The organism is Halorarum sp. SLYT50, assembly GCF_059821265.1.
Map to the genome: position 1 here is coordinate 425,401 of NZ_JCAMRW010000002.1, position 20,082 is coordinate 445,482.

The following is a 20,082-nucleotide window of genomic DNA, read 5'->3' on the forward strand; positions in this document are numbered from 1 at the left end:
CAGCTATTTCAGCCGACTCGGGTAACCCTCGCCGAATGGCAGCGCTCGACGTCGTCGTCTCCGTGGTTTCGGTGCTCGTTCTGGGTGTGCTAGCAGGCGGGTACGTCGCGGTGGTGTGGGCACCGTTCCTGCTCCTCGACAGACTCACGCCGCTGTTCAGGCTCGGCCCGGTGGACGAGTGGTGGCTCAACTACGCCCTCGCCGCCCTCGCGGTCGGGACCGTTCACTCGGTGGTCTACGCCGTCGGCCTCGCCCTGTTCGGGGTCACGTCCTCGGAGATGGTCCTCTACAGCGGGGTCGCCGTCGCCCTGCTCTGGATGGCGGTCGCAGGCGTCGTCCTCCCCCTCCGGGGGTACGACTGGAAGCGGCCGGGGTTCATGACGGACGTCACGCTCCTCGGGAGCGCCCTCTGGTACGTCGGGGTCACGGTCGTCCCGCCGCTGGTTCTCGAGGTGCTGTATCTCGCCCGCTCGTGAGGCGGGAGGCGCTCGGACGGGGCGAGGCGGAGAGGGAGAGACCCGAACGCGGCGCTCACTCCGGGAACTCAGGGGCGACGTCGTACCGCTCGTCGATGCGGTAGAACGGGCCGTGTTCGATGGACTCCTGTGCCGCGATGGCCACCGCGGCGGCCTTCTTCGCGTCGGTCGGCGAGGCCGGTCTGGTGGCGTCTCCGTCGAGGTAGCGGAGGAACCGAATCATCTGGCGGTAGTCGGCGCCACCGTGGCCGCTCTCGTCGGCGTCGGGAATGTGCGCCCGCGTCCGAATCCGGTTCGCCGTGGTTCGGTTGAACACGTCGATGGCGTCCTGTTCCGCCGGCGTCTGGATGACGCCGTCGTCTCCGCGCACGAAGTAGGTCCGGTGTCGCTCCTGCGTGAACGGCGAGAACAGCGAGAGTTCGAGCGTCGCCTTGACGCCGTTGTCGTACCCGACGATGACGGTGGCGTGGTCGAGGATGTCGGTCCCATCCGAGAGGACCCGTTGCCCGCCGAGTGCGGCGACCCGAACCGGGTCGGCGTCGACGTACCAGTTGTAGAGGTCGAAGTCGTGACAGTTCTTCTCGAGGAGCGTCCCGCCGGAGCGTTCCGCCTCGTACCGGAACCCGGGGGGGAACGGGACGCGGACGTTGTGGCTCGTGACCATCCCCACCTCGCCGATGGCTCCCCCGTGGACGAGTTCGGCGATCTTCGCGTACAGCGGGTGTGCGCGCAGGTTGAACCCGACGTAGAACAGCGCGTCCGACGCCTCGTCCGCCTCGACGAGGTCGTCGTGTTCCGCCAGCGTGAGCCCGATGGGTTTCTCACAGAACGTGTCGACCCCGCGTTCGAGGAGCGCGGTGGCCTGCTCGAAGTGGGCGAAGTTTGGCGACCCGACGACCGCCGCGTCGAACGACCCCTCGTCGAGAAGCGCGTCGAACGAGGCGTAGAGCGCCGGGTCGTCGCCCGCGTCGGCGCAGCGCCGACCCATCGCCTCGCGGGCCGTCTCGTCCGGGTCGAAGACGGCCGTCACCGCCGGCGTGAGGTCGCCGATTCCGTCGGCCCACGACGGCGGGTCGGGCGCGTGCGCCTCGTACGCCGCCTCGCCGACGATGGACCAGCCGTCGTCGGCGGCGAACTGGTACTCCCGGTCGCGAACGGCGTATATCTGCTCGACGAGGTGCGTGGCTCTGTGTCCTGCTCCGATAACGGCGAGTCGGGTCGACGCCATGGCTGGCCGTCACCACGGGGGGAGTTAACTGTTCACGAACACGCTCGCTGGCGGTGCGGGCGAGGAGTCACGCGAAGCGCAGCAGACCGAACTGCTCCGGGCGGTGGAAGTCGGGCCTCGGCGCGTCGACCGGTTCCCACATCGCGTACGAGGGGGCCGCGCCCTCGCGGCAGCAGTGGAGGTTCCCCCGCCAGTCAGTCCCCGGCGAGCGGTCGAAGGCGACGCCGGCGAACGTCTCGAGGGTCTCGAACGGGAGCGCGGCGGCCAGCCACCACCGCTCGTCGGTTCCGGGGTCGGGGGCCTTCCGCGGGCCAGGGACGGATGTCACCACCCGGACGTCGGCCGCGAGTTCCGGCGGGACGAGACGACGCGTCTCGCGGTCGGGACCGAACCCCATGAGGAACTGGCCGACGCAGTTCGTCTCCAGGTTGAGGTACCCGCTCTGGGCGTCGGGTGCGGGGTCGACGAACAGTTCCACACAGCTGTCGGTCCAGACCGCGCCGTTCAGGTCGGTCGTGGTCGCCTGCTGGTGGCCGTCGGTGACCTCGTACTGGAGGTGGAGGGCGCGTCCGTCGGACAGCACGCGCGCCGTCGCCTCGATGGGGTGCGCGTCGACGACGGTCGACCCGTCGGCGGACTCCTGCCCCTCCCACGGGTGGTGGTCGATTCGTACCGCGGCAGCCTCCGCCCACGGCCCCGCCGTCGGGTCGCCGTCGAGCGGGACCGGACCGTCGACGCGTTCGATTCGGTACTCGTTCACGGTACCGGTCCGCCGGCGGGGACCTTATATCGGTCGGGCGGCTCCGGCTCCACGTCCTTCGCGTCGAGTCACGACCGGTGGGGAGACGACGCGGTCCGGTCAGGTGCGCAAGCGCCGGACGTGGTCGGGTGCGTAGTCCACCGACCAGTAGAGGAGGTAGAAGAACAGCCCAACGACGGCGAGCGACGCGCCGAGGTACCGACACAGGAGCGCCAGCAGGGTGAGCGCCGGGTTGCCCCCCGCCACGGAAGCGCCCAGGCCGCTGAGGAGGAAGAGCGCGACCCCGACCAGTATCCACTTGCCGAGTCGCGGGTAGGCGACGCGCGCCTCGAACGCTTCCCGACCCTTCATCGCGTCCCCTCCCCGTCCGGCGCGCCTTCGAGTCGGTCCCCGCGTCCCGCGGCGACGCCGTCCGTTCGCTCCGGTTCGTCCATACGTCGTACAGCCATCTCTCGGCTATGTACCTTTCTCACACGGACGCACCCGGTAAGCAGCCGGCCGGTTCGTGGAACGAGGGTAGGGAGCCGTCGGTCCGACCCCCCGATGCTCAGTAGTCGACGGGAACCGGTCGGCCGGTCTCGACCGACTCGTAGGCGGCCGCGACCACGCGGACCTCGTTGGCGCCCTCCCAGCCCGGGACGGCCGGTTCCCGGTCGTCCCGGACGGCGGCGACGAAGTCGCGTATCAGCCCCTCGTCCATGTTCGACCCCCAGTAGAGCGAGTCGACGCCCGGGTCGTCCCCCCCGTCGTGGGTGTACTCGAGCGTCTGGTCGAAGCAGTCGACTTCGACGACGCCCTCGGTGCCGATGACCCGGAGCGTGACGTCGCCCCAGAAGTCCCACTCCTCCGGCTGTCGCCACGACCCGTCGTGCGTGACGGGGATGTCGTCCTCCAGCGACAGCGAGAGCACGTCGACGTCCTCGACCGGGGAGTCCGTGTAGTCGATGCCGGGTTCGGCGTACACCTCCGTCACCTCCCGGTCGGCGAACCACCGGACGAGGTCGACGACGTGGACCGAGTGGTCCATCATCGCGCCGCCGCCGCTCAGCTCCGGGTCCGTGAACCAGCTGTCGGCCATCCGCTTGAGGAGGTTGGTCCCGACGAACGCCTTCACCTCGCCGACCTCGCCGGCGTCCACCGCGGCCTTCGCCTGTCGGACGGGTTCGGCGAACCGGACGGGCATGGCGACGCCGAGCGTGACGCCGGCGTCCGCGCAGGTCTCGACGAGCGCGTCCGCCCGGTCGGGCGTCGTGGTCAGCGGCTTCTCGCAGAGCACGTCGACGCCCGCCTCGGCCGCCCGCTCGACCCACTCGTCGTGCCTCGCGTTCTCGGCACAGACGACCGCGGCGTCGACCCGGTCGAGTACCGCCTCGGCCGACCCGTAGTCGACGCCGTGGCGGTCGGCGAACGCGCGACCCCGCTCGTCGTCGGAGTCGGCCACCGCGACCACCTCGGCGTCGGCGACGTTTCCGGCGACGGACGCGTACGAGTCGGCGTGGCTGTGTGCGACCGACAGGAGCCCCAGCGAGACGGTCATCGACCCACCTCCTCGGGCGCGACGGGCACCCCGCGCTCGGCCGACTCGAGTGCCGCGAGCGACAGCCGCATCGAGGCGGTCCCCTCGTCGACACCGATGGAGGGCTCCTCGCCGGACTCGACACGGTCGACGAACCGCCGAATCTGCCGGTGGTAACCGTCGCGCCGGAGCGGCATGTCGTGCGCGACCGGGTCCCGCGGGACGTGGACCTCGTCGGCGTCGTACCGCGTGATCGGACGGACGTCGTCGAGGTCGAACTCGAGCAGGCCCTCCGTGCCGGATATCTCGAAGCTCGTCGTGAACGGGACGCTCGGCACCTCGACCGTGTACACCTCCACGTGGCCGACGACGCCGCTCTCGAACCGGAGCGTGGTGAGCGAGACCTCGCTGCGTCCCTCACCCTCCCAGTCAGTACTGCGCGTGAAGACCCGTTCGACCTCGCCGAACACCCAGCGCAGGTAGTCGAAGTCGTGGACCGCGAGGTCGAGCAGCGCCCCCCCGCTCCGGTCGACGTCGTCGAACCAGCCCCGGTCGCCGGCGAAGCCGAACGCCCGCCGGGTGCGGACCACGCCGGGGTCGCCGACGTCGCCGGCGTCGACCCGCTCTTTCGCCGTCGCGTACTCCGGGAAGAAGCGGACGACGTGGGCCGTCATGAACGTGATGCCGGCCTCGTCGACGGCGTCGGCGATGGCGCGCGCGCCGTCGAGCGTCCGCGCGAGCGGCTTCTCGCACAGGACGTCGACGCCGTGGTCGGCCGCGGTCTCGACGAGTTCGGGGTGGGTGTCCGTCGGCGTCAGGACGGCGACCGCGTCCGTGTCGTCCGCCGCACAGAGCGCGTCCGCGTCGGCGTACGCCGTCGCCGACGGGACGTGCTCCTCGACGAACGTCTCCGCCGTGGTGGGCGAGGCGACGCCGGTCACTGCGACGCCCTCCAGGTCGCTCACTCGGTCCGCGTAGACGCCGGCCATGCCGCCCGCTCCGATGAGACCCATCTGTAGCATGTGCCCGGGTGGTCGACGTGGTGCCTCAAAGCGTTTCGGATGGTCGGGGCGGGTCTCCCCCCCGGGCGAGCGGTCGAGGACGCCTCTTCCACTATACTTAGGTGCCCCTGCTCGGTGTGACAACGCGACGCATGTCCGAGTACGCCGTCGGAGTCATCGGCACGGGCGCACAGCGCGGAGGAGACGACGAGACCGGCATGGCGATGGGGTACCGTCACGGCGAGGCGTACGCGGCGCTCGACGACTGCGAACTGGTCGCGTGCGCCGACATCGTGGCCGAGAACGCGGAGCGGTTCGCCGACGCGTTCGGGGTCGAGTCGGCGAACGCCTACGCGGACCACCGCGAGATGCTCCGGGAGGTGGACCTGGACGTCGTGAGCGTCACGACCCCGATTCCGACGCACGCCGACATCGTCCTCGACTGTCTGACCGAGGGGGACCTGCTGGCGGTTCACTGCGAGAAACCGATGGCGGACCGGTGGGGAGACGCGAGACGGATGGCCAGAGAGAGCGAGGAACGGGGCGTCCAACTCACGTTCGACCACCAACTCCGGTTCTCGGAGCCGGTGCGGCGGGCGACGGCGCTGGTCGACGAGGGCGCCATCGGCGAGGTGCGGCGCGTCGAGGCGTCGCGGAGCGACCTGTTCGAGGCGGGGACGCACCAGGTCGACCTCTGTGCGCACTTCGCCGGCGACGAACCCGCGGAGTGGGTGCTCGGGGCGGTCGACTACCGCGAGGAGCGACACCGGAACGGCGTCCACATCGAGGGCCAGTCGTTCGGGCTCTGGGAGTACGAGAACGGCGTCCACGGCTTCATCTCGACCGGGCACGGCGCGGACGCCGTCGGCGTCCTCAACCGCGTCGTCGGCACCGAAGGAGCGCTCGAACTCGACTTCTGGGGCGACGCCCCGCTCCGCGTGCGCTCGGACGGGAGCGGGTGGGAGACCGTCGACTGCGAGTACGGGACTCCGCTCGAGGACGGGGTCGCGCACGTCGTCGACTGTCTCGACTCGGGAGAGGAGCCGCTCCTGTCGGCCCGGCGGGCGCTCGTCGGGACGGAACTCCTGTTCGGCGTCTACGAGTCGGTGCGCCGGCGCGGGCGCGTCGACCTGCCGCTCGACGTCGACGACAACCCGCTGATTTCGATGATCGAGGCGGGCGACCTCGACCCCGTATAGAGGCAGAGACCCGTCGGCCCGTCTACGCGCGGGAGTCGCGCAGGTCGACGAGCGTGTCGGCGGCCGTCTCCATCGACCGCACGGGGTCGTCCGTGAGGCCGTGCTCGAAGAGGACCCACTCGACCGTGTCCGGGCAGGCGTCGACGCAGGCCTGCAGGTCGACCTCGCCGGTTCCGAGGTCCATGTGGCGCGTGTCCCCGTCGGTCTCTCCCGCCAGGCTGTCGGTCATGTGGACGAGCCGCACCCGGTCGCCGTACCGGTCGAGGAGGGCGACGGGGTCGGCGCCGCCGTGGTTGGCGAGTCCGGTGTCTATCTCCAGCCCCACGCCGTCCGCGGCGTCGGCGAAGGCGTCGAACGCCGTCTCGTCGCCGAGGTCGGTGAACTCGAAGGTGTGGTTGTGGTAGTGGAGCGACACTCCGTCGTCGTCGAGTCTGTCGGCCACCGAGGCGAGGTGCCGGCCGGCCTCGCGCGCGGTCGACTCGGACTCGAACGCCGCCTCGTCGTAGGAGGGGACGACGAACTCCTCACAGCCGACCGTGGCGTACGTCGAGAGCGTCGCCTCGTAGTCGTCTTCGATGGCGTCGAGACCGACGTGGGCGCCGGCCAGGTCGAGGCCGGCGTCGTCGAGCGCCTCGGCGACCGTCTCGGGGGCTTCCCCCTGGAAGCCCGAGAGCTGGACCCCCTCGAAGGGCGTCTCTCCGACCCGCGCTATCGTCTCCGGGAGCGATTCGTCCAGGTTCCGCAGGGTGTAGAGCTGAATCCCGATTCGCACGGGAGGACGCACCGACGGGGAGGTAGTAAGCGTTCCCCTCGTCGGGAGACGGCGGCCTCGGGCCCGCCGCGGGACTCACACGACGGTGGGGTCGTGGTCGCCGTGCTCACCCCGACCCGAACACGACGTCGAGGTCGGCGCGGACGTTCGACAGCGTGCGCTCGGGGTAGGAGTCGTACGGGGGCACCTCGGGGGAGACCCACCCCTCGTACCCCACGTCGTCGAGCGCCGCCGCGACCGCCGGCCAGTCTATCGTCCCGGCCAGCGGGTAGGTGAACCCGTCTATCGTGTCGACCGCCTCGTCGTACCCCTTGACGTGGACGGCCTCGATGCGGTCGCCGAGGACGCGGGCCCACTGGGCGGGCGAGCCGAACCGGGCGACGTTCCCCGCGTCGAAGTACGCGCCGACCGGGCCGGCCTCCGCCGCGCTGTCGACGAACTCGCGCAGTTCGAGCGGCGAGTAGAGCATCCCGTTCCACACGTTCTCGACGCCGAGGGTGACGCCGTGGTCCGCCGCCGTCGCGGCCAGGTCGCGGACGCCGTCGAGCGCGTTCTCGTAGGCGCGGTCCGGGGGCGTCCCGTCGTCGACGACGCCGGGGACGACGAGCACCGTCGCGGCGCCGAGCGTCGCGGCGGCCTCCACGAGTCGCCGTCCCAGTCGGAGCCCCTCGTCCCGGACGGACTCGTCGGTGCTCGACAGCGGCGACTCCCAGAAGTCGGCACCCGTCACGCTCGGGACGGCGAGCCCGTGGGCGTCGGCCGCGTCACGGACGCGTTCGACCGCCTCCGGGTCGGCCAACGCGTCCGGGCCGAGTTTCGGTTCGATGCCGTCGTACCCCGCGTCGGCCACGGCGGCGGCGTTCTCGTCGATGTCGTCGTAGGGGAAACAGTAGGCGTTACAGCCGAATTGCACGGAGCACCGATACGACGCATCCCGGTATCATCCTGTTGGTCGGTCCCGGTCCGTCTCGGTCGTCCAGAGGCGGACTGACTACGCCGGTTCGATGTCGTACTCGTCCGTGATGCGGACCTCCACCCCGTCGTCGATGGAGCGCTCGGCCCCGAGCGCGACGGCCGCGGACTTCTTCGCGTCCACCAGCGTCGCGGGCGGTTCCTCGGTTCCCTCGACGCACCGGAGGAACCGCTTCATCTGGATGTAGTCCGCGCCGCCGTGACCGGACTGTTTCGGCGACGTGACGGCGTACTCGTCGCGCCTGTCGCGCCCGAACAGTCGGATGGTGTCCGACTCCCCCTCGGGCGACCGCAACACCCCCTCGTCCCCGCGGAGTTCGTAGAGCCGGGTCCGCTCGCCGAACGGCGCGAACAGACACAGTTCGAGCGTCCCGACGGTCCCGTCGGCGTACTCGACGGTGACGCTGGCGTGGTCCTTCACGTCGTTGTCCTTCCCGAGGACGTGCTGTCCGCCGTAGGCGAACACGCCGACCGGGTCGGCGTCGACGTACCAGTTGAACAGGTCGAAGTCGTGGGAGTTCTTGTCGAGCAGCGCGCCGCCCCCCATCTCCTGCGAGTAGGCGTACCGCGCGAAGAACGGCCCCCGTGCCTCCTGACACGAGATCATCCCGAGGTCACCGACGACGCCCCGCGAGAGTAACTCCTTGAGTCGGGCGAAGTACGGCGACGACCGGAGGTTGAATCCCGGGTAGAAGACGCTCTCGGACCGTTCGTGGGCGTCGATGACCGCGTCGTAGTCGGCGAGCGTCGTGACGATGCCCTTCTCGCAGAGCACGTCGACCCCGCGGTCCAGCAGGGGGAGCAGCGCCTCCTTGTGGAGGGCTGGCGGCGACGCGACGACGACGGCGTCGAGTTCGCGCGCGAGGAACTCGTCGAGCGTCCCCACCGCGTCCGGGTCGTCCCCGTGCCGCTCGCAGATGGCCGCGGTCCGTTCCCGCTCCGTCTCGTCGGGGTCCATCACCGCGACGACTTCCGGCCGGAGGTCGGAGACGTCCTCGACCCACGGCGGCAATGAGTCCGCGTACCGGTCGTACAGTCGGTCCGGGTAGTCGTCCGCGTCGCTGGAGAGGTACGTCGAGTCGCGGACGTCGTAACACTCCTCTACGTGCCGCCGTCCTCGCTGGCCGGCGCCGACCAGTCCCAGTCGGATGTCAACGCTCATCGTGACGGGCGACGACCCCATCGTATATAGCTCCCCGTGTCACTCGGTCCCTCGGGACGATAGGTCAGCGGTCGGGCGACAGCGCGTTACGACTCCGAGGTGGCGAGTTCGTACAGACCGATGCTCCACCGGCCATCGGGGTCTTTCCCGTCGACGGCGACGACGTTCGTCCGGTCGCTGTACGCCACCAGGGCGTCGACGTGGTGCATGCCGTCGTCGTTCCACCCGCCGCTCCCGGTCGCCTCGACCACCGGCGACTGCTCCGTCTCGACGTGCGCGTACTCCTCGCGCGTCAGCGTCTCCACGCGGAAACTCCGCACCTTGTCCCCGTAGGTCCGCTCGACGTCCTGGACGAACAGGTAGAGGTCCCCGTCGAGGAGCACCGGCCGGCCGGCGGGGCGGTAGTTCCGCGCCTCCTCGAACACCGGACTCGCCGGGTGTTCGGTCCACTCGTCCCCGAGCAGCGTGTCCGCGTAGTGGAGTCGCGTCCCGTTGACTCCCTCCTGCTCGATGGAGAAGAGGTACCAGCCGTCGTCGGTGCGAACGGGGGTCGGGTCGCCGAAGTGCTCGTTTATCACCGCCCGCGTCTCGAGCGTCCAGTCCGTCGGGAACGGATCCCCGCGGTAGATGCGGAACTCCGGGTTCCCGCCGTACTGGTACGTCGCCTTGTCCGGCGTCATGTACCACTCGCCGTCCCACTGGAAGACGTGCGGGTACGCGAGGTGGAACGGGTCGTCGAGCACCACCCGGTCGTACTCCCAGTCGAGTCCGTCGTCGCTCACCGCGTGGCCGATGTCGGCGGTGGCTGGCGGCTGGGGGCTGTCCGTGTAGAACACCTCGAAGAAGAGGTGGTACGTCCCGTCCTCGAAGACCAGGAACGGGTCCGCGACGTACTCGACGAACATCCGGTCGGAGACGTCGGCGGCGGTCAGGACGGGGTTCTCGACGTCTGGATGTGGGCGGAGCGCCGGCACGGCGTCGACGGCGGCGGGCGGCGGGTAGCGGGTCGGATTGCCCAGTCCGGGCACCTCGGACACGCAACCGGCCGTTCCGACCCCTGCGACCGCCCCCACGCCGGCGAGAAACGCCCGTCTATCCACCGCTACTCGACCGCCAGTCGGCGAGGACGGGGGACTCAGTTCGCGTCGAGTCACGACCGGTACACTCGCGGCGGGGGATAAATACCATCCGGTGGTCGCGCCCCGACCGTCTCAGCGGTTCCGCTCGTGACACTGCGTCAGCAGTCGTTCGAGTTCGTCGCCGAGCCGTCGGTATATCTCCGCTCCCTTCTCGGCGCTCGCGAGTCCGGGGTCGCCGATGGCGCCCGACTCCGAGTACTCCTCGAACGGGCGGTAGACGGAGAGCGGGCCGCTGTCGAGTAAGTCCTGTCCCCCCCACTCGTACGGCTCGTCCATGGGCGTGCCCTCGAGGCGGTCCTCCCGGACCAGTTCCTCGCGGAGGTGGAGCATGAGCGACGTCTCGAACTCCCCGCCGTGGGCCATCCCGCCGACGTCGCTCTCGCGGACCTCGTCGATGAACGACGCGGCGAGCGTGAAGTACGTCAGCCCGAGTACCTCCACGTCCGGGTGCTCTCTCCCGATGCGGCTGGTGACGCTGCTGATGAGCGAGCCGTTCCCGCCGTGGCCGTTGAGCAGGAGGACGGCGTCGAACCCGTTCTCGAGCGCGGAGTCCGCGGTCTGAGCGAGTACGTCGAGGAACGCGTCGGGTTCGAGCGTGATGGTGCCCCCGAACGACATGTGGTGGGGCGAGTGTCCCGACCAGACGGGCGGCGTGACGAGGAGCGGGACCGAGTCGACGACGCGCTCCGCGGCGAGGTCGGCGACGGCGTCGACGAGGATGGTGTCCGTCGCCACGGGGAGGTGGTGCCCGTGCTGTTCGACGCTCCCGACCGGGACGATGAGGATGGACCCGTCCTGTTCCGCGACGGTTCGGACTTCCTCGTACGTTCGACCGGCCCACGAGTACGGCTGTTCGCCGAGTGTGTCGTACACCATACCCCCACGACCGGGGCACCCGTAATGAACCATTGGGTCACCGGGTCGAGCGGCGACTCGCTCGACCGGTCGAGAGACGGGACGGAGCGGGGCTCAGTCCAGGTCGACCGCGTACTCGGCCACCTTGGACTCGTCGACTTCGATTCCGAGACCGGGGTCGGTCGGCACGCCGATGGCGCCGTCCTCGACGGTGAGCGGGTCGACGAGGACGTCGTCCTCCCAGGCGTAGTAGACGGAGTCGGGCGGGAGGTCGAACCCGGGGACGCCGCTGACCGTGTGGAGGATGGCGGCGGTCCGAACTCCCAGGTCGAACGCGCAGTGGTGCGTCGCCGGAACGCCCGCGTCCTCCGCGACGGCCGCCAGTTGCCGCACGGCGGCGATACCGCCGGCGGGCGTCATGTCGAGGACGGCGACGTCGAGTGCGTCCTCGGCGATCATCTGCGTCAGGTTGTGCGCGATGTAGGTGTCCTCGTTGGGCCCGACGGGCTGAGGGGTCCGCTCGCGGAGTTTGGCGAGCGTCCCGTGGGCGTCGACGCGGATCGGCTGTTCGAGGTACTGGAGGTAGACGCCGGCGTCGGCCAGCGAGGCGGCGACCCGGACCGCCTCGTCGAACCGCCAGCCCTGATTCGGGTCCAGCCGGAAGTCCAACTGCCCGTCGACCTCGTCGTGCATCGCCTTGATGCGCTCGACGTCGGTCCGCCAGTCCCGACCGGCTTTCGTCTTCAACACCGGGAACCCCTCGTCGAGCGCCTTCGCGGCGTGCGACCGGGACTCCTCGGGCGAGAGGATACCCAGACAGTAGGCGACCTCGACCGGGTCGACCCCCGCGTCGCTCGGCGTGTTCGTTCGTTCGTTCGAACTCGGCGCGGTCGCCCCGCCCAGCAGTTCGTACACCGGCTTCCCGAGCGACTTGCCGACGATGTCCCAGCACGCAATCTCGACGGGCGCGAAGAACATGTCGACGTTCGTGTACTCGATGAATATCTGTCGTCTGAGTCCCTCGACCTCGAAGGGGGAGCGGCCGACGACCCACGGCGCGATGCCGTCCTCAAGGACGGACTTGGTGGCGGCGGGCGAGAGGAACATCCGCATCTCCCCCCACCCGACGACGTCCTCGTCGGTCTCCACGCGGACGAGCATCCGGTCCACGTCGGTCACCTCTCCGTGGTTCGTCACGTACGGGGCGAGCCCCCCTTCCTCCAGCGGGACGACCGGGACGTTGACGGGGTACGCCTCCACGTCAGTAATCTGCATGGGCCGGCGTTGCCCGGGGGGAGAATAAAGCTATCGTCGGCTCACTCGAACGAGGGGAAGACGTCCTCCTCGAACGCCCGGATGGTCTCCTCCGGGTCGCCGACGTTCGTCCCGACGAGGACGCGCGTGACGCCGGCGTCCTCGAGTCCCTGGAGTTCGTCGATGACGTCGTTCGGGTCGTCGGTGATGGAGTGCTCGTCGGCGACCTCCTCGTCGGACATCGAGGCGAGTTGGGTGGTCGCGACGCGCTGGATGGACCGCGGGTCCGGATTGTACCGCTCCTCGGTCGGGATGTGTTCGCCCACCTCGCGGGCGCGAGCGACGAGTTCGGCGGGGTCGCCCACGTTGATGCTCGCCTCCGTCGTGATGTCGACGTCCGAGAGGGACCGACCGGCGTCCTCCAGACCCGCCTCGTAGTTGGGGACGATGCGGTCGGCGATGATGTCCGCCGGTGCCGCGGTTATCAGGTGGTCCGCGTGCTTGCCGGCGTAACGGCAGGACTTCGGCCCCCACGCGGCCCAGTGGACCGGGATGTCCCCCTTCGGCGGCGTGTACAGTTTCAGCCGGTCGTACTCGAAGTGCCGTCCTCGGTGTCGGACGTACGACTCCGAGTTCCAGAGCCGGTCCATCAGCTTCAGCGACTCTATCAGCATCTCCGCCCGCTCGTCCCAGCCGGGGTACTCCTCGAGGAAGTGCGCCTCGTTGAGCGCCTCCCCGACGCCGACGCCCAGGTTGAACCGGCCCGGGTACATGTTGTCGAGCGTGGCGACCGCCTGCGCCAGCAGGGGAGGCCGGTACCGGAGCATGGGACAGGTGATCGAGGTGCCGACCGGCACGTCCGGAATCTCGTTCATCAGCGCACCGAACCACGGGAAGACGTGGTGCGTGTACGGCCGGGAGTCGATCCAGGGGAGGAAGTGGTCGCCGATCCAGACGCCCTCGAACCCCGCTTCCACGGCCCTCGCCGCGAGGTCGATGTCCGCCCGCGGGTCGCGGAAGCAGCCGTACACGTTGTAGTGTATCTCCAGTCCCATACCCACCGAGTTGAAACGGGCGGATAAAAACGAGGGGGTTCCGGCCGTCCCGTCGGCCGTCACGCCGGCGACTGCTCCGGTCCGGGGAGAGCGGCGTCAGCCGCGAGTCCTGCCGTCTAACCGATACTGGGCGGAAAGATGCATCAATTTTGGCTGTAATCTGGAACAATCTTCGTCAGTATTGTACACTCGAGTACGTATCCGAACGTTCGACCGAGCGAAACACCTATACTGATACACCCTGCCTCACTCAATGGTACCAACGACCATGGACAGACCCGACCTTGCATCCCGACGGAGTATCCTGAAATCGAGCGGACTCGCCCTCACTGCCGGGCTGGCAGGCTGCAGTAGCGGCGGTGGCGGAGACGGCGGCGGTGGCGGAGACGGTGGCGACGGTGGTGGTAGCGGAGGAACTACGGGTGGAACCGCAAGCGGAAGCGGCGACAAGCCCAACTCCATCACCTACTGGGACTGGGGCGACCGGTACACGGAGCCGGTCAAGTGGTTCCAGGAGGAGCACGGAGTCTCCATCGACTACCAGCAGTTCCCCTTCGAGGATTACGTCTCGAAGGTCATCTCCTCGGCGTCGGCCGGCGACCTGCCGGACGTGATGAACTCGTCGGTGCTGTGGGTGCCGCGGTTCGCCAGCCAGGGCGTCTCGGTCCCCCTCGAGGACCACGGGTTCAGCCCCGACGACTACGTCGGCGCCGGAGCGCAGAACTCGAGCTACGACGGGACGCTCCACGCGGTTCCGACGTACATCGACTGCCGGATGGTAGCTATCAACGACGCCATGTTCGAACAGGCGGGGCTGGAGGTCCCCGAACGGACGCACGTCCCGACGTGGGAGGAGTTCAGGTCGTGGGCGACGACGCTCAACGAGGAGTTCGAGTACGGCGCCTCCGTCGACGGCGGGGAGGGGTTCGACAACTTCGTCCTCGCGAACGGCGGCAACTGGGTCGACGACCCGACAGACCCGAGCGAGGCCGTCATCAACAACAGCAACGGCGTCGAGACGGCCGAGTACATCAAGGGCCTCATCGACGACGACATCGTCCGGATGCGTCTGGCGAACACCGACCAGGGCGCGGTCGACGACTTCCGGAGCGAGACCGTCGCGATGGGCGCACACATCGGGTCGTGGGAGCTCAGTACCATCAACGAGTCGCTGGACAACTGGCGGTACCTCCCGATGCCCAAGGGACCGAGCGCCGACACCAGTCACTCGTGGTCCGCGGGCAACTTCCTCCTGGCGACCCAGCAGGGGAACACCGAGTGGGCGATAAAGTGGCTGGAGTTCGTCCAGTCGGACCGGGTGCAGGAGTACCTAGTCGGGACGGGCGGGTGGCCCGCGCTGACGAGCGTCACGGAGAAGGACTTCTTCCAGCAGTTCCTGGAGGACACTCCCAACGCGACGACCATCGACCAGGAGATCGGCAACACCGTCGCGTTCCCGAACCACCCGAGTGCGGGCGAGATGTACACGCTGGTCCACACGGAGATCGAACGCGTCTGGCAGGGCGGAGGTGACCCGCAGTCCGTCCTCGACGGCATCGCGGACGAGATAAACGGAATGCTCCAGTAATGACGACGACCACCCCACAGACGCGACAGTCCACACCCGCGCGAGCGAGAGGAGTATCATGACCGCCAGGGACTACGACGGGGCGGTCAACCGGCTCTCGACCAGGTTCAGGTCGCTCTTCGACCGGGAGCAGGCCGACGACGAGAGCGGCTGGTGGTACCTGATCGTCGTTCCGAAGGTGGTCATCCTGCTGGCGTTCCTGCTGTTCCCGTTCGTCGCCGCCATCGGAATCAGCTTCTTCGAGTGGAGCCCGCTCGCGACGACGCACCCGTTCGTCGGTATCGACAACTACGTCGAGTTGGCCAGCGACCCCGCGTTCCACAACTCGGTCATCAACACGGTGACCTACTCGTCGTCGCTGCTGCTAATCGACGTCCCCATCGCGCTCGGACTCGCGCTGCTGCTCAACATGAACCTCAGGGGGACACGATTCTACTCGACGGCCATCTTCCTCCCGTTCGTCACCTCGTGGGTCGTCGTCTCGCTCATCTGGACGTGGATATACAACCCCGACTTCGGCGCGCTGAACCTCTTCCTGGGGTGGGTCGGGCTCCCGACGCCCGACTGGCTCCAGGACAGCTCCACAGCGCTGGCCGCCATCATCGCGATGAGCATCTGGAAGCACGTCGGGTTCAACATGGTGATATTCCTCGCCGGGCTGAAGGGCATCCCCGCCACGTTCTACGAGGCGGCAGTGATGGACGGCGCGAGCAGGTGGCAGCAGTTCCGGTACATCACCCTGCCGCTGCTCCGACCGACGTCGTTCCTCATCATCATCATCACCATGATCTTCTCGTTCCGCTTCTTCACGCAGGTGTTCGTGATGACCGGCGGCGGTCCGGTTCGCTCGTCGTACTCTATCATGTTCTACTTCTACCAGATGGGCTTCAGCAACTTCCGGATGGGGCTCGCCAGCGCGGTTGGCGTCGTCCTCTTCGTCGTCGTGTTCGCGCTGAGCCTCATCCAGAACCACTACCTGGAGGACGACGTCGACTACTGAGTACCTATGGCAACACAACAATCCCAATCGGACGACCTCGACCTGATGGGCGACGAGACGACGAGACGCGCCGGGAGCGAGCAGGACCGGTTCGCGCGAACGGTCGCGCACCTGCTGCTCATCACCGCGAGCATCGTCGCGCTGTTCCCGTTCGCGTTCGCGCTCGTCACGTCGCTCAAACAGCCGGGCAACGTCATCGCAGTCGTCTCGTCGGTCGCGGACCTCTTCCCGGAGGTCCCGACGCTGCTCAACTACTACCAGGTGTGGATGGAGCAACCGCTCGACCGGTGGTTCTTCAACACGCTCATCGTCGCCGTCGGCACCGTCGGCCTCACGCTGCTGCTCGACTCGTTCGTCGGCTTCGCGCTGGCGAAGGGCGAGTTTGTCGGGAAACGCGTGCTCTACCTGTCGATAATCGGGCTCCTCATCATCCCGTTTCAGGTGACGATGGTGCCGCTGTACGTGGAGATATCCGCGCTGGGGTGGGTGAACACGTACTGGGGAATCATCGCTCCTTTCCTCGCTAGCCCGTTCGGGGCGTTCTACATGCGCCAGCACTTCCTCACCATCCCCGACTCGCTGCTGGAGTCGGCCCGGATGGACGGGTGTAGCAACCTGCAGATATTCACGAGGATCATGCTCCCCATGTCGAAGCCCGCGCTCTCCTCGCTGGCGGTCTTCCAGTTCATCTTCTCGTGGGGCGCGTTCCTCTGGCCGCTCGTGGCCACCGGGAAGGACTCGATGTTCGTCCTCCAGGTCGGACTGGCGTTCCTGACGGGGCGCTACACCCAGAACGCCTACGGCCAGGTGCTCGCCGCGACGATTCTGGCGGCGTTGCCGGTCGTCGTCGCGTACCTGCTCGCCCAGCGCACCTTCATCGAAGGCCTCGCGCTCACGGGGGCGAAAGGCACGTGACGGCCCTCGGACTCCTCACCGTCGTCGCCCTCCAACTCGGAATGTCGGAACTCAACGAGCCGATACTGGGCGGGGCGATCATCTTCGGAGCCACCACGGTCGCGCTGTACTACATCGGCTACGTCCGCACCGAGATGAACCCGGGAATCATCCTCCGGACGGCCCCGTTCGTGATGCTCGCACTCACGGTCCTCTCGCTGGCGTGGCCGTGGCGTCCCTGGCCACACTGAGCTACTGAGACTCTCGACTCCCCCCTTCTCGCTCTGCTCTCGACGCGACCGACAGGTCCCGACAGGTCGTCGACGCTCCGCGTCTCCCCGACTCGTTCACTCCTCGTGACCACAGACGTCGACGCTCGAGACCCGATTCCGAGCGCGCGTGAACGGACGGACAGTCCGCCGGGTTCGGCTGTAACTCCCCGACTCCGTCGCCATCGGCCGCGACTGGAATCGTGTTCGATGGCCGCCACTCGTGACCGTTCACCGGATTCACGTCCATCTATTTACACAGATACGACTGTAAACGAAGAGATTCGGTAACAGGCACCGTATCGCTCGGGTTCTCGGCACTCGGCAGACCGCGACACTCGAGGGATGCGGTCGACGGGTCCGGACGCCACACGTGAACGAACCGTCCCGGCTCACGCTCGATGTCAGAGGGTGAGGACGACCCCGGCGACGATGAACAGCGCACCGAGGAGTTTCCGGGAGACGTCCTCTTCGGCGAAGAGGAGGCCGCCCGCGAGGACGTCGAGGAGGACGGAGACCTGCAGGACGATGGAGACGCGCGACGCGATGGCGAGCGAGAAGGCGACGTAGGTGACGCTCGTCCGGACGGCGGTCAGCCCCCCCAGCAGGACGAGGCGACCGCGGAGCAGTTCGGACGTCGGGACCCGCCGTCCGCGGACGAGTCCGACGACGCCGAACCCGACGGCCATGAGCGTGTAGACGGACGCGGCGTAGAACAGCGGCGGGACGTGCGTCACGGCGTATCGGTTGGCGAGCGACGTCACCGCGAACAGGAGGGCGGCGCTCAGCGCGAGCAGCGCGGGCCGCGCCGTGAGGCGGTCGAGTGGCGCGGAGAGGTCCCCCGACTCGCTCACGAGGACGGCCGCCCCGACGACCGCCGCGACGGCCCCGAGGACGACGCCGTACTCGAAGCTGACGGCGAAGACGAACGGCTCCGCGAGCGCGACGGCGACCGGAGTCGACTGCATCAGCGGCGTCACGACGGAGAGGTCCTCGAACTCGAGGGCGGTGAGGAACGCCCCGATGGCGCCGATGTTGGCGACCCCGGAGACGAGGATGGCCCCGACGACCGGCGGCGTGAACTCCATCTCGACGGTGTGGAGGTACCACACCCCGACCGGTGCCATGAACGCGAACCCCAGCATCGACGTGACGTAGCTGAGTTCGACCCCGTCGTACTCGAAGGTGAGCCGTTTCTGGAGGACGGAGTACGCGGTCTTCAAGAGTGCGGCGGAGAGCGCGACGGCGAGCCAGAGTTCGAGCATGGGGTCGACGTGCCGAACTCCGGGGGGAGGAAAAACAGTACCGATGCCGGTATCGAACGGGTCGTTCGGGTCGACGACGGGAGCCGGACGAGAGATCACGCGGTCAGCGCCGTCCGTCGTCTGCGAGTCGTCGAGAGCCGCCGAAACGGGCCGGTCCGCGACGAGAACCGGGTTCAGGCCGACTCGCCGGTGTACGAGTAGTCCGCCTGCGAGACGGCTTCCATCTCGCGGTTCTTGATGGCCTCGCCCGTGCCGGTGTCGAAGAGGTGGATGCGGTTCTCGGGGAAGACGATGGAGAACTGGTCGCCCTCGGAGACGAGCAGGTCGCCGGGGATGCTGGCGGTACAGTCCGTCTCGCCGATGTCGAAGTAGATGTAGCTCGTGTCGCCGAGCGGTTCGATGACGTTGACGGTCACCTCGATGGCGTTCTGTTCGCCGGGTTCCGCGGCCCGGATGTCCTCGGGCCGGATGCCCAGCGTGACGACGTCGCCGTCCCCGCCCGGAAGTTGCTCGGCCGTGCCGGGGGAGAGCTGGTAGTCGAACGCGTCGTGCTGGAGCGTCGCGCCCGACCGGCTCACCTCCAGGAAGTTCATCGACGGCGACCCGATGAACCCGGCGACGAACCGGTTGGACGGCTCGTGGTAGCACTCGAGCGGCGTACCGATCTGCTGGAGTCGTCCGCCGTTCAGGACGGCGATGCGGTCGCCCATGGTCATCGCCTCCGTCTGGTCGTGCGTGACGTAGATGGTGGTGATGTTGAGTCGCTGTTGCAACTCCTGAAGCTCCGTGCGCATCGTCGTCCGGAGTTTGGCGTCGAGGTTCGACAGCGGTTCGTCCATCAGGAACACCTCCGGCTCACGGACGATGGCGCGCCCGAGCGCCACCCGCTGCTGTTGCCCGCCCGAGAGTTCGCCCGGACGGTCGTCGAGCAGGCTCGTGATTCCCATCATCTCGGCCGCGTCGGTGACTCGCTCGTCTATCTCCGCTTCCGAGAAGTCGGTGGTCATCTTCAGTCCGAACCCCATGTTCTCCCCGGCGGTCATGTGGGGGTAGAGCGCGTAGTTCTGGAACACCATCGCCATGTTCCGGTTCTTGGGTTTCTTGTCGGTCACCGTCTCCCCGTCGAGGACGATGTCGCCACGCGAGACCGTCTCCAGCCCCGCCACGCACCGCAGCGTCGTCGACTTTCCGCATCCGGACGGGCCGACGAGGACGAGGAACTCCCCGTCCTGAATGTCGATGTTCAGGTTGTCGACCGCCGTCACTTGCTCGTCGCCGTCGCCGAACACTTTGGTGAGGTTGTCTATCGTTAGCTCGCCCATTGAAACCGAGTGTACCGTTCGCACCATCGCTAATAAATTGCCCGACCGGTCCCCGCGTCGGTCGCACCGCCGGGAGCGCTCCGTTCTCGTCACGCGAATCGGTTCGGAGGCGGGAGCGGCGTCGGACTCGTCTCCCGTCCCACTACTCCGACGGTGGTTCGTCGGTCGTCTCCATCGTCGAAGCACGCTATGTCCGAAAAACAGCCCGCAACCGCGTCCCCAGTCGAGTCGTGAGAACGGACGGGCGTCCCGACGCTGGTCGAACCGTCCGGCCGCCGGTGATAGCGAGAGGTGAACGCCCGTCGATATCAGCGCCGCGAGTACTGCGACGTACGGGACGACGCGGGGGTAGGTG

20 protein-coding genes are annotated in these 20,082 nt (G+C 68.3%); 6 read left to right on the top strand and 14 right to left on the bottom strand.

Annotation, left to right across the window (positions count from 1 at the left end; all coding sequences use genetic code 11):
* The first annotated feature begins 35 nt into the window (after positions 1 to 35).
* Positions 36 to 476: a DUF8162 family protein gene (locus AC6RUA_RS17520; protein WP_499815629.1), complete on the top strand. Its 441-nt coding sequence runs from the start codon at positions 36 to 38 to the stop codon at positions 474 to 476.
* A 55-nt stretch (positions 477 to 531) separates the two neighbouring features.
* On the opposite strand, the gene AC6RUA_RS17525 is transcribed toward AC6RUA_RS17520, so the two are convergent.
* The 5 genes from AC6RUA_RS17525 to AC6RUA_RS17545 all read right to left on the bottom strand — a co-directional run bounded on the left by AC6RUA_RS17525 (position 532) and on the right by AC6RUA_RS17545 (position 5,002).
* The gene (locus AC6RUA_RS17525) at positions 532 to 1,704 is read right to left on the bottom strand and encodes a Gfo/Idh/MocA family protein (protein WP_499815630.1); all 1,173 of its coding nucleotides are present in this window, start codon (positions 1,702 to 1,704) and stop codon (positions 532 to 534) included.
* A gap of 67 nt (positions 1,705 to 1,771) precedes the next feature.
* The gene (locus AC6RUA_RS17530; protein WP_499815631.1) at positions 1,772 to 2,464 is read right to left on the bottom strand and encodes a carbohydrate-binding family 9-like protein; all 693 of its coding nucleotides are present in this window, start codon (positions 2,462 to 2,464) and stop codon (positions 1,772 to 1,774) included.
* A 99-nt stretch (positions 2,465 to 2,563) separates the two neighbouring features.
* The gene (locus tag AC6RUA_RS17535) at positions 2,564 to 2,815 is read right to left on the bottom strand and encodes a hypothetical protein (protein WP_499815632.1); all 252 of its coding nucleotides are present in this window, start codon (positions 2,813 to 2,815) and stop codon (positions 2,564 to 2,566) included.
* Between the two features lie 196 nt (positions 2,816 to 3,011).
* Positions 3,012 to 4,001, bottom strand: a complete 990-nt coding sequence (locus tag AC6RUA_RS17540) for a Gfo/Idh/MocA family protein (RefSeq protein ID WP_499815633.1) — start codon at positions 3,999 to 4,001, stop codon at positions 3,012 to 3,014.
* Complete coding sequence (locus AC6RUA_RS17545) at positions 3,998 to 5,002, bottom strand: Gfo/Idh/MocA family protein (RefSeq protein ID WP_499815634.1); 1,005 nt, start codon at positions 5,000 to 5,002, stop codon at positions 3,998 to 4,000. The genes AC6RUA_RS17540 and AC6RUA_RS17545 overlap by 4 nt, the downstream gene beginning before the upstream one ends.
* A gap of 131 nt (positions 5,003 to 5,133) precedes the next feature.
* On the opposite strand from AC6RUA_RS17545, the gene AC6RUA_RS17550 reads away from it, so the two are divergent.
* The gene (locus AC6RUA_RS17550) at positions 5,134 to 6,180 is read left to right on the top strand and encodes a Gfo/Idh/MocA family protein (protein WP_499815635.1); all 1,047 of its coding nucleotides are present in this window, start codon (positions 5,134 to 5,136) and stop codon (positions 6,178 to 6,180) included.
* Positions 6,181 to 6,202: 22 nt separating this feature from the next.
* Here the strand turns inward: AC6RUA_RS17550 and AC6RUA_RS17555 are convergent, their stop codons facing one another.
* The 7 genes from AC6RUA_RS17555 to AC6RUA_RS17585 form a co-directional block, all read right to left on the bottom strand.
* On the bottom strand, positions 6,203 to 6,952 hold the full coding sequence (locus AC6RUA_RS17555; protein WP_499815636.1) for a sugar phosphate isomerase/epimerase family protein: 750 nt from the start codon (positions 6,950 to 6,952) through the stop codon (positions 6,203 to 6,205).
* Positions 6,953 to 7,058: 106 nt separating this feature from the next.
* Positions 7,059 to 7,865: a sugar phosphate isomerase/epimerase family protein gene (locus AC6RUA_RS17560; RefSeq protein WP_499815637.1), complete on the bottom strand. Its 807-nt coding sequence runs from the start codon at positions 7,863 to 7,865 to the stop codon at positions 7,059 to 7,061.
* A gap of 78 nt (positions 7,866 to 7,943) precedes the next feature.
* A complete protein-coding gene (locus AC6RUA_RS17565) occupies positions 7,944 to 9,086 on the bottom strand; it encodes a Gfo/Idh/MocA family protein (protein WP_499815638.1) in 1,143 nt (380 codons plus the stop codon).
* A gap of 86 nt (positions 9,087 to 9,172) precedes the next feature.
* Positions 9,173 to 10,123 (bottom strand): glucosamine inositolphosphorylceramide transferase family protein, encoded by a 951-nt coding sequence (locus AC6RUA_RS17570; protein WP_499815639.1) that lies wholly within the window; start codon positions 10,121 to 10,123, stop codon positions 9,173 to 9,175.
* A 174-nt stretch (positions 10,124 to 10,297) separates the two neighbouring features.
* Entirely contained in the window at positions 10,298 to 11,101 is an 804-nt protein-coding gene (locus AC6RUA_RS17575) for a creatininase family protein (protein WP_499815640.1), read from the bottom strand.
* Positions 11,102 to 11,194: 93 nt separating this feature from the next.
* Complete coding sequence (locus AC6RUA_RS17580) at positions 11,195 to 12,355, bottom strand: mandelate racemase/muconate lactonizing enzyme family protein (protein WP_499815641.1); 1,161 nt, start codon at positions 12,353 to 12,355, stop codon at positions 11,195 to 11,197.
* 41 nt (positions 12,356 to 12,396) lie between these two features.
* Positions 12,397 to 13,389: an LLM class flavin-dependent oxidoreductase gene (locus tag AC6RUA_RS17585; protein WP_499815642.1), complete on the bottom strand. Its 993-nt coding sequence runs from the start codon at positions 13,387 to 13,389 to the stop codon at positions 12,397 to 12,399.
* 268 nt (positions 13,390 to 13,657) lie between these two features.
* Between AC6RUA_RS17585 and AC6RUA_RS17590 the strand changes: the two genes are divergently transcribed.
* Genes AC6RUA_RS17590 through AC6RUA_RS17605 form a run of 4 tightly spaced genes read left to right on the top strand, consistent with a single transcriptional unit; the run spans position 13,658 to position 17,122 of the window.
* A complete protein-coding gene (locus AC6RUA_RS17590; protein ID WP_499815643.1) occupies positions 13,658 to 14,977 on the top strand; it encodes an ABC transporter substrate-binding protein in 1,320 nt (439 codons plus the stop codon).
* A 58-nt stretch (positions 14,978 to 15,035) separates the two neighbouring features.
* Positions 15,036 to 15,977, top strand: coding sequence for a carbohydrate ABC transporter permease (locus AC6RUA_RS17595; protein WP_499815644.1), 942 nt, complete (start codon positions 15,036 to 15,038; stop codon positions 15,975 to 15,977).
* 6 nt (positions 15,978 to 15,983) lie between these two features.
* A complete protein-coding gene (locus tag AC6RUA_RS17600) occupies positions 15,984 to 16,892 on the top strand; it encodes a carbohydrate ABC transporter permease (protein WP_499815645.1) in 909 nt (302 codons plus the stop codon).
* Positions 16,889 to 17,122, top strand: a complete 234-nt coding sequence (locus AC6RUA_RS17605; protein ID WP_499815646.1) for a hypothetical protein — start codon at positions 16,889 to 16,891, stop codon at positions 17,120 to 17,122. Before AC6RUA_RS17600 ends, AC6RUA_RS17605 begins: the two co-directional genes overlap by 4 nt.
* Before the next feature lie 422 nt (positions 17,123 to 17,544).
* Here AC6RUA_RS17605 and AC6RUA_RS17610 read toward each other — a convergent pair whose 3' ends face one another.
* Both AC6RUA_RS17610 and AC6RUA_RS17615 read right to left on the bottom strand, forming a co-directional pair.
* Positions 17,545 to 18,405, bottom strand: a complete 861-nt coding sequence (locus tag AC6RUA_RS17610) for an EamA family transporter (RefSeq protein ID WP_499815647.1) — start codon at positions 18,403 to 18,405, stop codon at positions 17,545 to 17,547.
* 173 nt (positions 18,406 to 18,578) lie between these two features.
* Entirely contained in the window at positions 18,579 to 19,727 is a 1,149-nt protein-coding gene (locus tag AC6RUA_RS17615) for an ABC transporter ATP-binding protein (RefSeq protein WP_499815648.1), read from the bottom strand.
* Between the last annotated feature and the right edge of the window lie 355 nt (positions 19,728 to 20,082).